Here is a 12,842-nt window from a genome sequence, read left to right as displayed (position 1 = left end):
CATGGATCTCGACATCCGCGAATTCGAGGAGGTCTGCCGCGACCTCTACGTCCGCGCCCTGAAGATCCTGCCGCCCGACATCAAGGCGGGCTTCGCCGACCTGCAGCGGGCCGAGACCAGCGCCACCGGTCGCGCCATCCTCGACACGATGGTGGAGAACGTCGCGGTCGCGGAGCGCACCAAGAACATCCTCTGCCAGGATACCGGCATCCCGATCTACAACGTCGTGATCGGCGCCGGCGTGCGCGTCGACGGCGCCGCCTTGAAGGCCGCGATCCGGCGCGGCTGCGAGCGGGCCACGACGGAGTTTTCCTTACGCTCCTCGGTGGTCCACCCGATCACCCGCCGGAACGCGCAGACCTCCTGCGGCATCCGCGTGCCGATCATCCACGTCGATTTCGACGACCGGCCCGAGACCGTGGCGGTGGAGATGATCCCGAAGGGCTCGGGTTCCGAGAACGGCTCGTTCCTGCAGATGCTGCTGCCCTCGGACGGGATCGGCGCGGCCAAGCGCTTCGTCATCGATCGGGTGATCGAGCTGGGCGGCCGGGTCTGCCCGCCGACCATCGTGGGCGTCGGGCTCGGCGGCACCTCGGACCTGTGCATGCACCTCGCCAAGGTGGCGGCGACCCGGCCGCTGCGCTCGGTCTGCGCCGACCCGGACGGCGCCCGGATCGAGGCCGAGCTGTCGCGGGCGGTGAACGAGCTCGGCATCGGCCCGCAGGGGCTCGGCGGCCGGTCGACGAGCTTCGCCGTCCATGTCGAGCTCGCCGCGACCCACATCACCCAGAACCCGGTCGCGGTGAACATCCAGTGCCACTCGGCCCGCCGCGCCCGCGCGACGCTCACGCCCGGCGGCATCGCGTTCGAGTGAGCGGCGATGCTCCGGGTTAGCCGTGGATCGATACGCTTCGCGACGGGGGCGCGGGTCCCCTCTCCCGTTCGGGAGAGGGACAGGGTGAGGGGTGCGACCTCTCCCGAAGGACCTGATCCCTCACCCCAACTCTCTCCCGCACGGGAGAGGGGGCCCGTTGCGCCACGCACAAGCCGATCCGTGAACATCCGCGGCGGCAGCGGAAGCGGACTCCGGGCGCCCGGAGACATCGCACCACGCCTTTGACCTGAGGAGTACCCCGTGGCCCACCACGTCCTCGACCTGCCGGCCACTGAGCCCGAGATCCGGGCGCTCCGGATCGGCGACACCGTCACCCTGCGGCGCTGGCTGTTCGGTATCCGCGACGCCACCCTGATCCACATGTTCGACCGGGACCGCCGCACCCGGCTCGACCTGGACGGTCACGCGGTGATCCACACCGCGCCGAACGTCCACCGCGTCCCGGTCTCCAACGCGGCGCCGGTCGGCTTCGCGCCGTTCTGCATCGGCACCACCACGTCGATGCGCATGGAGCGCTTCACCGACGCCCTGATGGCGCGCGAGGGCGTGCGCCTCATCGTCGGCAAGGGCGGCATGGGTCCGGCGACCCTCGACGCCTTCGCGCGGCGCGGCGGCGCCTACCTGGCGATCGTCGGCGGCGCGGCGGCGCTGGAGACCACCTGGATCGAGACCATCGTGGATGTCGACCTCGACGACCTCCACCCCGAGAGCCTGTGGCAGTTCGCGATCCGCGATTTCGGGCCGCTGCTGGTCGGGATGGATTCCCACGGCGGCTCGCTCTTCGCCGACGTGCAGCGCGACGTGGCCGCCCGGCGCGACGCCGTCATCGCCTCCCTGGAGGACGCCCGATGAGCCCCGAGCCGATCGAGACCGACATCCTGATCCTCGGCTCCGGCGGGGCCGGGCTGTTCGCGGCGCTCCACGCCAAGAAGGTCGCGCCCGAGCTCGACGTCACGGTCGCGGTGAAGGGACTGCTCGGCAAGTGCGGCTGCACCCGCATGGTCCAGGGCGGCTACAACGTGGCGCTGGCGCCGGGCGACTCGGTCGAGCGGCACTTCATGGACACGGTCGAGGGCGGCAAGTGGCTGAACGACCAGGCCCTCGCCTGGATGCTCGTCACCGAGGCGCAGGTGCGGATCCGCGAGCTGGAGACCGAGCTCGGCTGCTTCTTCGACCGCAACCCGGACGGCAGCGTCCACCAGAAGGCGTTCGCCGGCCAGACCTTCGACCGGACGGTGCACAAGGGCGACCTCACCGGGATCGAGATCATCAACCGCCTGTCCGAGCAGGTCTGGCGCCGGGACGTGCGCCGCCTGGAGGATCACCGCGCCCTGGAACTGATTCCGGCCCGGGACGGATCGGGGCTGGCGGGCGTGCTGATGCTCGACATGCGCACCGGCGCGCCGAAGCTGGTGCGGGCGAAGGCCGTGCTGCTCGCCACCGGCGGCGGCCCGACCATGTACAAGTACCACACGCCGTCGGGCGACAAGTCCTGCGACGGGCTCGCCATGGCGCTGCGCGCCGGGCTGCCCTTGCGCGACATGGAGATGGTGCAGTTCCACCCGACCGGGCTGCTCGCCGGCGCCGGCACCCGCATGACCGGGACGGTGCTGGAGGAGGGCCTGCGCGGGGCCGGCGGCTGGCTCCTCGATTCCACCGGCCAGCGCTTCATGGAGGCCTACGACCCGCGGGCCGAGCGCGCGACCCGGGACGTGGTCAGCCGCTCGATCATGCGGCGGCTCCGCGATGGTTTTTCCACGCCGAGCGGGGGCGTCCACATCCAGATGAGCCATCTCGGGCCCGAGGACGTGCGCCGCCGGTTCAAGGGCATGGTCGAGCGCTGCGCCGATTGCGGCTTCGACCTCGCGGGCGGCCTCGTCGAGGTCATCCCCACGGCCCACTACATGATGGGCGGCCTCCGGTTCGCGGTCGACTGCACGACCGCGCTGCCGCGCCTCTTCGCGGCCGGCGAGGATACCGGCGGCGTCCACGGGGCGAACCGGCTGGGCGGCAACGGGGTGGCAAATTCCACGGTGTTCGGGGGGCTGGCCGGCCAGTCCATGGCGCGGGCCGTGCGGCGCGAGGGTTCTTTCGCCGACCCAGACCCCGCCGCCGTCGAGGCGGGCCTGGCCCGCGCCTACGGGCCGCTCGGCCGGCCGGCGGAGTCGCTGCCGGAGATCCGCGAGGCGCTCTACGAGACGATGTGGGCCGATGTCGGCATTCTGCGGGACGCGGCCGGCCTGACCCGGGCGCTCGCCACCCTCGACGGGCTCTCCGACGCGGTCGCCCGGGCCGGCGCGCCGGACGGCGACCGTCGCTACGCGCTGACCTGGATGGACCGGCTGAACCTCGAGAACCTCGTCCTGGTCTCGCAGGCTATCGCCCGGGCGGCGCTCGCCCGCACCGACAGCCGCGGCGCCCATTTCCGCGAGGACTTTCCGGAAGCCTCGGATCTCGCGACCTCGCACTACACCGTGGTCCGCCAGCGCGGCGGGGCGCTCGACCTCGCGATGGAGCCGGTGCACTTCACGCATGTGCGGCCCGGCGGCTCGCTCCTCGACGCCGCCGCCTGAGGAGAGCCCGTCCATGCAGACCCTGCGCGGCGCCGACATCGTCGCCCGGACCCTGGAGGCGCTCGGCGTCACCCGGATCTTCACCCTGTCGGGCAACCACATCATGCCGGTCTTCGACGCCCTGCTGGAGACCGGGATCGCCCTCGTCCATACCCGCCACGAGGCGGCCTGCGTCCACATGGCCGACGCCTGGGGCCGGCTGACCGGCGAGGTCGGCGTCGCGCTCGTCACGGGCGGACAGGGCCACACCAACGGCGCGGCGGCGCTCACCACGGCGCTCGCGGCGGACTCCCCCGTGCTGCTGCTCTCCGGCCATGCGGGGCTCTCCGAGCTCGGGCGCGGCGCCTTCCAGGAGCTCGCCCAGGCCGACATCGCCCGGCCGATGACCAAGGCCGCCTGGACCGCCGGCTCGGTGGCTTCCCTCGGGCCGGACCTCGCCCGGGCCTTCCGGATCGCCCGGGAGGGGCGGCCCGGTCCGGTCCATCTGAGCCTGCCGGTCGACCTGCTGGAGACGGCCGTCCCCGCCGCCGCGGTGCGGATCCCGGACCGGGCGGCGGCCGCCCTGCGGGTCGCCGAGCCGGCACCGGATCTCGTGGCCGACCTGCTCGCCGCGCTGGCCGGAGCGGAGCGGCCGCTGATCGCCTGCGGTCCGGCCCTGTGCGACGGCTCCGGCCGGGCCGCGATGGCAGCGCTGGAGGAATCTCTTGGCCTGCCGGTCGTCGGCATGGAGAGCCCGCGCGGGATCAACGACCCGGCGCTCGGCGCCTTCGCGGAGGTGCTGGCGCGGGCCGACCTCCTCGTGCTCCTCGGCAAGCCGCTGGATTTCACCCTGCGCTTCGGCGCGGCGCCCGCCCTCGCGCCCGATTGCCGCTTCGCCATCGTCGATCCCGATCCGGCGCTCCTCGCCCGCGCCCCGGCCGACCGCCTCGCCGTCTCGGGCCTCGCCGATCCGCGGCCGGTGGCGGCGGCGCTGACCGCGCGCGCCACCGCCCTCCCCCGCCGGGAGGCCTGGCATCGGGACGCGCGGGCCGCCCTCGCCTACCGGCCGCCCGCCTGGGCGGATCTGCGCGGGATCGAAGGGCGCCTGCACCCGGTGGAGCTGTGCCGGGCGGTCGCGGCTTTCCTGGAGGACCACCCCGACGGCACGCTGATCTGCGACGGCGGCGAGATCGGGCAGTGGCCCCAGGCCCTGGTCCGCGCCGGGCGCCGGCTGATCAACGGCGTATCGGGCACGATCGGCGCGTCGATCCCCTTCGCGCTCGCCGCCGCCCTGGAGCGCCCCGGCGCCCCGGTGGTCGCGGTCCTGGGCGACGGCACCTTCGGCTTCCACATGGCCGAGTTCGACACGGCCGTGCGCTATCGGATCCCGTTCATCGCCGTGGTGGGCAACGACGCGCGCTGGAACGCCGAGCACCAGATCCAGCTGCGCAGCTACGGCCCCGAGCGGACGCGCCACTGCGACCTGCTCCCGACCCGCTACGATACGGTGGTCCAGGCGCTCGGCGGCTTCGGGGCGCTGGTGACCGAGGCGGCCGCCTTCCCGGCGGCGCTGGAGGCGGCCCAGGCCAGCGGCCTGCCGGCCTGCGTCAACGTGATGATCGAGAGCGTGCCGGCGCCGGTGATCCGCCGCCCCGGCTGAGGGAGTCGGTCCTTGAACTCACACCGCGTCCGCTGCACCGGCGACGGCCGCTGAGATTCCCCGCGCCCCGCTTGCGGGGCGAGGGATGTGACGACCCTGTCGTCGGCGCATCGAGGCAGCAGCCGAGGGGAAGGGGGCGATTCAGGACGAGGCTCCCCCGGGATCGCCCCCTCCCCGCCGCTCGGGCTACGCCTTCGCGTCCCTCACGGACGGCGGGGCGCGCGCGGGGAGAGGGGGCGTCGCGCTCGTCCCCGAGGAACGTGTTCGAGCGTGGTAGCCGGCTCGGGAGGGGATCATGCGCAGACGCGACGTTCTGGCCGGGGCCGCGGCGCTCCTGGCGAGCCCCGTCCCGGGGCGGGCCGAGGAGGCCGGCGCCGTGGCGATCGCCCGTCAGCCGAGCCTCGGCCACCTGCCGCTGATGCTGATGGAGGAGCAGGGCCTGCTCCAGAAGGCGGCGATGGCCCGCGGCGTGGCGGGGCTCCAGGCCCGCTACCTCACCCTCGCGGGCGGGGCCGCCATGAACGACGCGCTGCTCTCCGGGCAGATCCAGTTCGCGGCCGGCGGCGTGCCGCCCCTCGTGCTGCTCTGGTCGAAGACGGAGGGCACCGCCATGGCCGTGAAGGGCGTGGCGGCGATGAACAGCATGCCGCTCCTGATGAACACCAGCAACCCGAAGGTGCGCACGCTCGCGGACTTCACCGATCGGGACAAGATCGCGCTCCCCGCCGTGAAGGTCTCGGTCCAGGCGATGTTCCTGCAGATGGCGGCCGAGAAGGAACTCGGCGCGGCCCGCCGCAACGACCTCGACCAGCTCACCGTCACCCTGTCGCATCCCGACGGGATGGCGGCGCTCCTCGGAGGAACCGAGGTGACGGCGCATTTCACCGCCGCCCCGATCCAGGAGCTGGAACTGCGCCGGCCCGGCATCCGCACGGTGCTGAACAGCTTCGACGTGCTGGGCGAGCCCTCGACCTTCAACGTTGTCTGGACCTCCGGCTCCTTCGCGAGCGCCAGCCCCCGGGTCGTCGCGGCCTTCGGCGCCGCCCTGGACGAGGCGCTCGCCGCGATCGCGGCCGACCCGTCGGAGGCGGCGCGCGCCTACGTGCGGCTCGCCCGCGACGGGAGCGATGCCGGGTTGATCACCGAGATCCTGAACGACCCGCAGGTCTCCTTCACGGCGACGCCCCGGGCGGTCGGCAAGGTCGCCGCCTTCATGGCCCGCACCGGCACGATCCGCCACCGGCCGGAGAGCTGGAAGGACCTGTTTCTCGCGGGCGTCCACGCCCGGGACGGGAGCTGACCCGTCGCGGCGGCCGCCTCAGCCCTGCAGCAGGCCGGGGAGCGCCAGCGCCGTGGTGGTCAGCCCGATCGCCGCGAGCAGCGCCAGGACCAGGGTGCGGAAGCGCCGCTGGTCGATCCGCGCGAACAGCGCGAGCCCGGCCAGCACGCTCACCAGCACCACCGGCAGCGCCAGGGCGAGGTCGCCGACGAGCTCGGGCGGGATCGGGTCGAGAGTGACCAGGATCGTCAGGGCCCAGACCTGCATCACCAGGGTGAAGGACTGGTAGACCGCCCGCTGGGTGCGCGGATCCCAGCCGCGCACGAGGCTCCAGGCCGTCGGCAGCGCCCCGGACAGGCCGGCGATGCCGCCCAGCACGCCGCCCAGGAAGCCGATCGCGCCGTCGCTCCAGCGATTGCCGAAGCCGACCCGGTAATCGGCGCGCAGCAGGGCGACCCCGCCGCTGTACAGGACCAGGAAGGCGCCGATCGCGACCTTGATGCAGCGCGGATCGAGGTCGTGCAGCAGGTGGATGCCGATCGGCGCGCCGACGAGGCCCGGCAGGATCATCGCGAAGGCGGTGCCCCGCGGCGGCCAGGTCCGCAGGCGCAGGATCGAGATCACCTGCGAGAGGATGCTGCAGACGAGCACCAGGGCGGTCGCCTCGACGGGCGTGCGGATCGACAGCAGGGTGCCCGAGGCGATCAGCGCGAAGGCGAAGCCCGTCAGGCCCGAGATCACGCCGGCGCAGCCGACGCACAGGATGAGCAGGAGCGTCTCGTTCACCGGGCGTGCCCGGCCGGGCCGAGGCCATCCGCGCGCGCACCCGCCATCCTCGTCCTCCCGGCCCGTCTCCCGCCGGAGGCGGGCTTGATCTGCATATATCTTATATAAGAGTTGCCGCCCGGGGCAAGGCGCGCGACTCGCGCGCCGGATCGGACGGGCCACCCGGATATATCGCGCGCGCCCCCCTCTGCGCGGCCTTTCCTGTTCGCACCCCACCGGCCGCCACGCGTTCTCCTCCACCTTATGGGGAGGAGCCGGAGGTGGGGCGGAACAGGAGGCACCCTCGCGCGCGATCCAGGCCCCCCCTTCTCCCTCGCTTCGCCCAGCAAGGGAGGACGGACTTACGCCTGTCTTGCGGGGGCCTGATGTCCGGCAGAGGCGTGCGGGCCCGGAAGCCTGAGCGAGGCGGGCGACCTGCGGTGCCGTCCCCCAAGCCCGCGAAATCACCTCCGCCCCTCGATCGGCCGTTGACGAGCGCAATATCATACGTCTTATATAAGACTTGTCGCCGCCGAGAAGCCGACGACCACCGTCAGGAGGACCGCATGAGCAGCCACGCCGCGTCCGGCGCGGGGCACCGCAAGCCGCATCTTCTCGCCCATTCCCCCCAGGACAACGTCGCCGTCGCGGTGATCGAGGGCCTGAGCGCGAACACCGACGCCTTCGGGGTGGTCACCGAGAACGACAGCACCTTCGAGGTCGCCGTCCGCCACGACATCCCGATCGGCCACAAGGTGGCGCTCACCGACCTGAAGGCGGGCGACACGGCCATCAAGTACGGCCAGGACATCGGCAAGGTCATCAAGGACGTCGCCAAGGGCGAGCACGTCCACGTCCACAACGTCAAGACGAAGCGCTGGTGAGGTGACGATGTTCAAGGAAGCCGCTCAGCTCGAACACGAGATCGCCACCCCCTTCGTCGGCGGTGCCCCCGATCAGTTCGCCACGAAGGCGCTCGCGACCGAGCGGGCCTCGGAGAACTACACGGCCGCCACCTTCATGGGCTGGCGCCGGGAGAACGGCCGGGTCGGCGTGCGCAACCACGTCGTGCTCCTGCCGCTGGACGATCTGTCCAACGCCGCCTGCGAGGCGGTCGCCAACAACGTGAAGGGCACGATGGCGCTGCCCCACGCCTACGGCCGGCTCCAGTTCGGCGAGGATCTGGATCTCCACTTCCGCACCCTGATCGGGATCGGCTCGAACCCGAACGTCGCCGCCGTCGTGGTGATCGGCATCGAGGACCAGTGGACCAACCGCGTGGTCGAGGGCATCGCCAGGACCGGCAAGCCGGTCGTCGGCTTCGGCATCGAGGGCCACGGCGACATCGCGATCGTCGCCAAGGCGAGCTACCAGGCCAAGCGCTTCGTGCAGTGGGCCACCGAGCTCCAGCGCGAGGAATGCCCGATCGCCGACCTCTGGGTCTCGACCAAGTGCGGCGAGTCCGACACCACCACCGGCCTCGCCTCCTGCCCCACCGTCGGCAACATGTACGACAAGCTGATCCCGCACGGGATCTACGGGGTGTTCGGCGAGACCTCCGAGATCACCGGCGCCGAGCACCTGTGCCGCGAGCGGGCGATCAGTCCCGAAGTCTCCGACAAGTGGTACGCCATGTGGAAGGCCTACCAGGACGACGTTATCGAGGCCCACAAGACCGACGACCTGTCCGACTCGCAGCCCACCAAGGGCAACATCGCGGGCGGCCTGACGACGATCGAGGAGAAGGCGCTCGGAAACCTGGAGAAGATCGGCCACGAGTGCCGGTTCATCGACGCGCTGCAGCCCGCGGAGGCGCCCACCAAGGGGCCCGGCCTCTACTTCATGGACACGTCCTCGGCGGCGGCCGAGTGCGTGACCCTGATGGCGGCGGCCGGCTACGTGGTCCACACCTTCCCGACCGGCCAGGGCAACGTGATCGGCAACCCGATCGTCCCGGTGATCAAGATCACCGGCAATCCCCGCACCGTGCGGACCATGGGCGAGCACATCGACGTCGACGTGTCGGGCGTGCTCACCCGCGAGATGACGATCCCGCAGGCCGGCGACGCGCTCATCGACATGGTGGTGCGCACCGCCAACGGCCGGCTCACGGCGGCCGAGTCCCTCGGCCACCGGGAATTCGTGATGACGAAGCTCTACCGCAGCGCCTGACGCGCGAGTCGCCGACGCACACGTCCCGCGCCCGCGGACCGCGAACCGGTCCGCGGGTGCCGCCCCGACGCCACGGGGTTCAGGACCACGAGGGAGCGCACGACTGCGGGCGAAACCGCGGCGGCCTCCGTCCCGTCACAGTGGAGGAACGCATGAGGCTGCTCCGGTCGATCTACGGCCAGGTTCTGCTCGGCATCGCGCTGGGCATCGGCGTCGGCGTGGTCGCGCCCGACTTCGCGGTGGGCTGCAAGATCCTCGGCGACATGTTCATCAACCTGATCAAGATGATCGTCGCCCCCGTCATCTTCTGCACGGTCGTGGTCGGCATCGCGCATGTCGGCGACATGAAGAGCGTCGGCCGGATGGGCCTGAAGACCATCCTGTACTTCGAGGTCGCCACGACGGTGGCGCTCGCCGCGGGCCTCCTGTTCGTCAACCTGCTGCGGCCGGGCGATGGCGTGAACGCCACGGTCGACAGCCTCGACGCCAAGCTCGTGGCCGGCATCGCCAGCAAGGCCCACGCGCAGTCGCCGATGGAGATCGTCGCCAACATCATCCCGCACAGCGCGGTCGACGCCTTCGCCAAGGGCGACCTGATCCAGGTGATGTTCTTCTCGGTGCTCGTCGGCCTGGGGCTCGCGATGCTGGGCCGGCGCGGCGAGTTCCCGCTCAAGGTGGTCCACGCCTTCGGCGACGTGCTGATGAAGGTCGTCGGCCTGATCATGCACTTCGCCCCCGTCGGCGCCTTCGGCGCGATGGCCTTCACCATCGGCAAGTTCGGGCTCGGCATTCTCGCCCAGTACGGGATGCTGATCGTCTCGCTCTACCTGACCTTCATCGTGTTCATCGCGGTCTTCCTCGGCGGCGTGATGCGCTTCTACGTCGGCCTGAGCCTGTGGAAGCTGTTCCGGTACAGCCGCGAGGAGCTGTTCATCCTGCTCGGCACCACGAGCTCGGAATCGGTGCTGCCGCGGATCATGGCCAAGCTCAACGGGCTCGGGGTCGACAAGAGCGTCACCGGCCTCGTGATGCCGGCCGGCCTGTCCTTCAACATGGACGGCTCGTGCATCTACCTGACCATGGCGATCGGCTTCATCGCCCAGGCCCTCAACGTGCCGCTGACCTGGGAGCAGGAGCTCGGCATCCTCGCCATCGCGCTGGTGACCTCGAAGGGCGTGGCGGGCGTGGCCGGCGCCATCCTGTTCGTGCTCGCGGCGACGCTCCAGGCCTCGCAGCTCCTGCCGGTGGCGGGCATCGCGCTGATCATCGGGGTGGACCGCATCCTGAACGAGCTGCGCTGCGTGACCAACGCGGTCGGCAACATGGTGGCGACCCTCGTGATCGCCCGCTGGGAGGGCAAGATCGACCTCGCCCACGCCCGGGCGGTGCTCGACGGCCGCATCACCCCGAACCTCGACCTCCTCGACGACGACGGCGAGGCCGCGGACGCGATCCCCGCCCGCGAGCCGGCGGCGGCCTTCCGCCGCCCCCTCCCCGCTGCCGTGCCGGCGACCTGAGAAGGATTCACCATGCCCAAGGTCATCATCAGCGAGTTCATGGACGAGGCCGCGATCGCGGCCGAGCTCGCCGGCCTCGACGTGGTGTACGATCCCGGCCTCGTCGACCGGCCGGAGGACCTCGCCGCCGCCGCCGCCCGGGCCGACGCCCTGATCGTGCGCAACCGGACGCAGGTCCGCGGCGCCCTGCTCGACGCCGCCCGCGACCTCACGGTCGTCGGCCGCCTCGGCGTCGGCCTCGACAACATCGACCTCCCCGCCTGCCGGGCGCGCGGCATCGCGGTCTACCCGGCCACCGGCGCCAACGACGGCGCGGTCGCCGAGTACGTCATCGCCTCCGCGCTGCTGCTCCTGCGCGGCGCCTACGGGGCGAGCGCCGCCGTCGCCGCCGGCGCGTGGCCGCGCAACGCCCTGATGGGCCGCGAGATCGCCGGCAAGCGCCTCGGCCTCGTGGGCTTCGGCGCGATCGCCCGCGAGACCGCCCGGCGGGCGGCTGCGCTCGGCATGGCGGTCGCCGCCCACGACCCGTTCGTGGCCGCGGACGACCCGGCCTGGAACCCGGCCACCGGTCCCGTGCAGAGCCGGGCGCTCGACGCGCTGATCGCCCAGAGCGACGTGCTCTCGCTGCACGTGCCGCTCACCGATCGGACCCGCGGCCTGATCGACGCGGCGGCGCTGGCGCGGATGCCGAAGGGCGCGATCCTGATCAACGCGGCGAGGGGCGGCGTGGTGGACGAGGCCGCCGTGGCGCGAGCCCTGCGCTCCGGCCATCTCGGCGGCGCGGCGCTGGACGTGTTCGACCGGGAGCCCCTCGACGCGGCGGCGGGCGCCGTCTTCGCGGACGTGCCGAACCTGATCCTCACGCCGCACATCGCCGGGGTGACGCAGGAATCGAACGTGCGCGTCTCCGCCGTCACGGCCCAGGCCGTCCGCCGCCACCTCACGGAGCGCTGAGCCGATGCCGAACCTCACCCTGTCGGAGGCCGAGGCCCTCGCCGCCGACGCCCTCGTCCGATGCGGCACGGCCGAGGCCGCGGCCCGGAGCGTTGCCCGCGCGCTGGTCGGCGCCGAGGCGGACGGGCTCAAGGGCCACGGCCTGTCGCGGGTCGCGCCCTACGCCGCGCAGGTCCGGGCCGGGAAGGTCGTGGGCGACGCGGTCCCGCTTGCGTCACGCCCGCGGCCGGGCCTGCTCGCGATCGACGCCGCCCACGGCTTCGCCTACCCGGCGATCGATCTCGCCCTGGAGGCGCTGCCGGGTCTCGCCCGCCAGCAGGGCGTGGCGGCGGCGGGCATCCGCCGCTCGCACCATTGCGGCGCCGCGGGGCGGCCGGTGGAGCGCCTGGCCGAGCAGGGCTGCGTCGCGCTGCTCTTCGCCAACACGCCCGCCGCGATGGCGCCGTGGGGTGGGCGCCAGGCGGTGTTCGGCACCAACCCGCTGGCCTTCGCCTGCCCGCTGCCGGGCGGCGCGCCGATCGTGGTCGACCTCGCCCTGTCGAAGGTGGCCCGCGCCAACATCGTCGGGGCGGCCAGGCGCGGGGAGCCGATCCCCGAGGGCTGGGCCCTCGACGCCGACGGGCGCCCGACCACGGATGCGGGGGCCGCCCTCGACGGCACCATGGTGCCGCTGGGCGACGCCAAGGGCACGGCGCTCGCCCTGATGGTGGAACTGCTCGCCGCCGGCCTCGTCGGCGCGCGCTTCGCCGGCGAGGCCTCCTCGTTCCTCGACGCCGCGGGCGACCCGCCGGGGACCGGGCAGCTGATCCTCGTCCTCGACGCGGCCGCGCTCAGCCCGGACGCGCCGGAGCGCTTCGCGGCGCTGGCCGGCACGATCGCGGCGCAGGACGGCGCCCGGCTCCCCGGCAGCCGCCGGCTCGGGCTGCGCCGCCGGGCCGCCGAGGCCGGCCTCGACGTGGCCGAAGCCCTCGTCGCCGAGATCCGGGCGCTGTGACGCGGATCGCCTGTGCGGACGAGGAAGCGGTGATTGCTCCCGTCGTCTGGCCGA

The 12,842-nt window shown here is 72.7% G+C and carries 11 protein-coding genes; 10 read left to right on the top strand and 1 reads right to left on the bottom strand.

From position 1 onward, the window contains the following. Position 1 precedes the first annotated feature (1 nt). The 5 genes from J3A75_RS35610 to J3A75_RS35590 all read left to right on the top strand — a co-directional run bounded on the left by J3A75_RS35610 (position 2) and on the right by J3A75_RS35590 (position 6,407). Complete coding sequence (locus J3A75_RS35610; RefSeq protein WP_209651334.1) at positions 2-874, top strand: fumarate hydratase; 873 nt, start codon at positions 2-4, stop codon at positions 872-874. Between the two features lie 261 nt (positions 875-1,135). Beyond that, positions 1,136-1,747, top strand: coding sequence for a fumarate hydratase C-terminal domain-containing protein (locus tag J3A75_RS35605; RefSeq protein ID WP_209651333.1), 612 nt, complete (start codon positions 1,136-1,138; stop codon positions 1,745-1,747). Further along, positions 1,744-3,468, top strand: coding sequence for an L-aspartate oxidase (locus J3A75_RS35600; protein WP_209651332.1), 1,725 nt, complete (start codon positions 1,744-1,746; stop codon positions 3,466-3,468). Before J3A75_RS35605 ends, J3A75_RS35600 begins: the two co-directional genes overlap by 4 nt. Before the next feature lie 13 nt (positions 3,469-3,481). Next, positions 3,482-5,107, top strand: coding sequence for a thiamine pyrophosphate-binding protein (locus J3A75_RS35595; protein WP_209651331.1), 1,626 nt, complete (start codon positions 3,482-3,484; stop codon positions 5,105-5,107). A gap of 295 nt (positions 5,108-5,402) precedes the next feature. After that, positions 5,403-6,407, top strand: a complete 1,005-nt coding sequence (locus J3A75_RS35590; protein WP_209651330.1) for an ABC transporter substrate-binding protein — start codon at positions 5,403-5,405, stop codon at positions 6,405-6,407. Between the two features lie 18 nt (positions 6,408-6,425). Here J3A75_RS35590 and J3A75_RS35585 read toward each other — a convergent pair whose 3' ends face one another. After that, positions 6,426-7,172, bottom strand: a complete 747-nt coding sequence (locus J3A75_RS35585; protein ID WP_012329714.1) for a sulfite exporter TauE/SafE family protein — start codon at positions 7,170-7,172, stop codon at positions 6,426-6,428. Positions 7,173-7,717: 545 nt separating this feature from the next. Between J3A75_RS35585 and J3A75_RS35580 the strand changes: the two genes are divergently transcribed. The 5 genes from J3A75_RS35580 (at position 7,718) to J3A75_RS35560 (ending at position 12,788) form a co-directional block, all read left to right on the top strand. Beyond that, the gene (locus tag J3A75_RS35580) at positions 7,718-8,035 is read left to right on the top strand and encodes a UxaA family hydrolase (protein ID WP_029359027.1); all 318 of its coding nucleotides are present in this window, start codon (positions 7,718-7,720) and stop codon (positions 8,033-8,035) included. 7 nt (positions 8,036-8,042) lie between these two features. Next, a complete protein-coding gene (locus tag J3A75_RS35575; RefSeq protein ID WP_012329712.1) occupies positions 8,043-9,323 on the top strand; it encodes a UxaA family hydrolase in 1,281 nt (426 codons plus the stop codon). A 152-nt stretch (positions 9,324-9,475) separates the two neighbouring features. After that, complete coding sequence (locus tag J3A75_RS35570) at positions 9,476-10,840, top strand: cation:dicarboxylate symporter family transporter (RefSeq protein ID WP_043073813.1); 1,365 nt, start codon at positions 9,476-9,478, stop codon at positions 10,838-10,840. Positions 10,841-10,852: 12 nt separating this feature from the next. Next, entirely contained in the window at positions 10,853-11,794 is a 942-nt protein-coding gene (locus tag J3A75_RS35565) for an NAD(P)-dependent oxidoreductase (protein ID WP_147021437.1), read from the top strand. Between the two features lie 4 nt (positions 11,795-11,798). Next, positions 11,799-12,788, top strand: coding sequence for an Ldh family oxidoreductase (locus J3A75_RS35560; RefSeq protein ID WP_024827283.1), 990 nt, complete (start codon positions 11,799-11,801; stop codon positions 12,786-12,788). Positions 12,789-12,842: the final 54 nt, after the last annotated feature.

This window comes from Methylobacterium sp. PvP105 (assembly GCF_017876975.1).
In the GTDB taxonomy this organism is placed as follows: Bacteria; Pseudomonadota; Alphaproteobacteria; order Rhizobiales; family Beijerinckiaceae; genus Methylobacterium; species Methylobacterium radiotolerans.
The sequence above is the reverse complement of the archived record's forward strand: the minus strand, read 5'-3'. Positions and strand labels throughout refer to the sequence as shown.

Coding starts and splice junctions, on each gene's coding strand:
- J3A75_RS35575 (WP_012329712.1), top strand. CDS start 8,043: ATGTTCAAGGAAGCCGCTCAGCTCGAACACGAGATCGCCACCCCCTTC.
- J3A75_RS35590 (WP_209651330.1), top strand. CDS start 5,403: ATGCGCAGACGCGACGTTCTGGCCGGGGCCGCGGCGCTCCTGGCGAGC.
- J3A75_RS35580 (WP_029359027.1), top strand. CDS start 7,718: ATGAGCAGCCACGCCGCGTCCGGCGCGGGGCACCGCAAGCCGCATCTT.
- J3A75_RS35595 (WP_209651331.1), top strand. CDS start 3,482: ATGCAGACCCTGCGCGGCGCCGACATCGTCGCCCGGACCCTGGAGGCG.
- J3A75_RS35560 (WP_024827283.1), top strand. CDS start 11,799: ATGCCGAACCTCACCCTGTCGGAGGCCGAGGCCCTCGCCGCCGACGCC.
- J3A75_RS35600 (WP_209651332.1), top strand. CDS start 1,744: ATGAGCCCCGAGCCGATCGAGACCGACATCCTGATCCTCGGCTCCGGC.
- J3A75_RS35570 (WP_043073813.1), top strand. CDS start 9,476: ATGAGGCTGCTCCGGTCGATCTACGGCCAGGTTCTGCTCGGCATCGCG.
- J3A75_RS35565 (WP_147021437.1), top strand. CDS start 10,853: ATGCCCAAGGTCATCATCAGCGAGTTCATGGACGAGGCCGCGATCGCG.
- J3A75_RS35610 (WP_209651334.1), top strand. CDS start 2: ATGGATCTCGACATCCGCGAATTCGAGGAGGTCTGCCGCGACCTCTAC.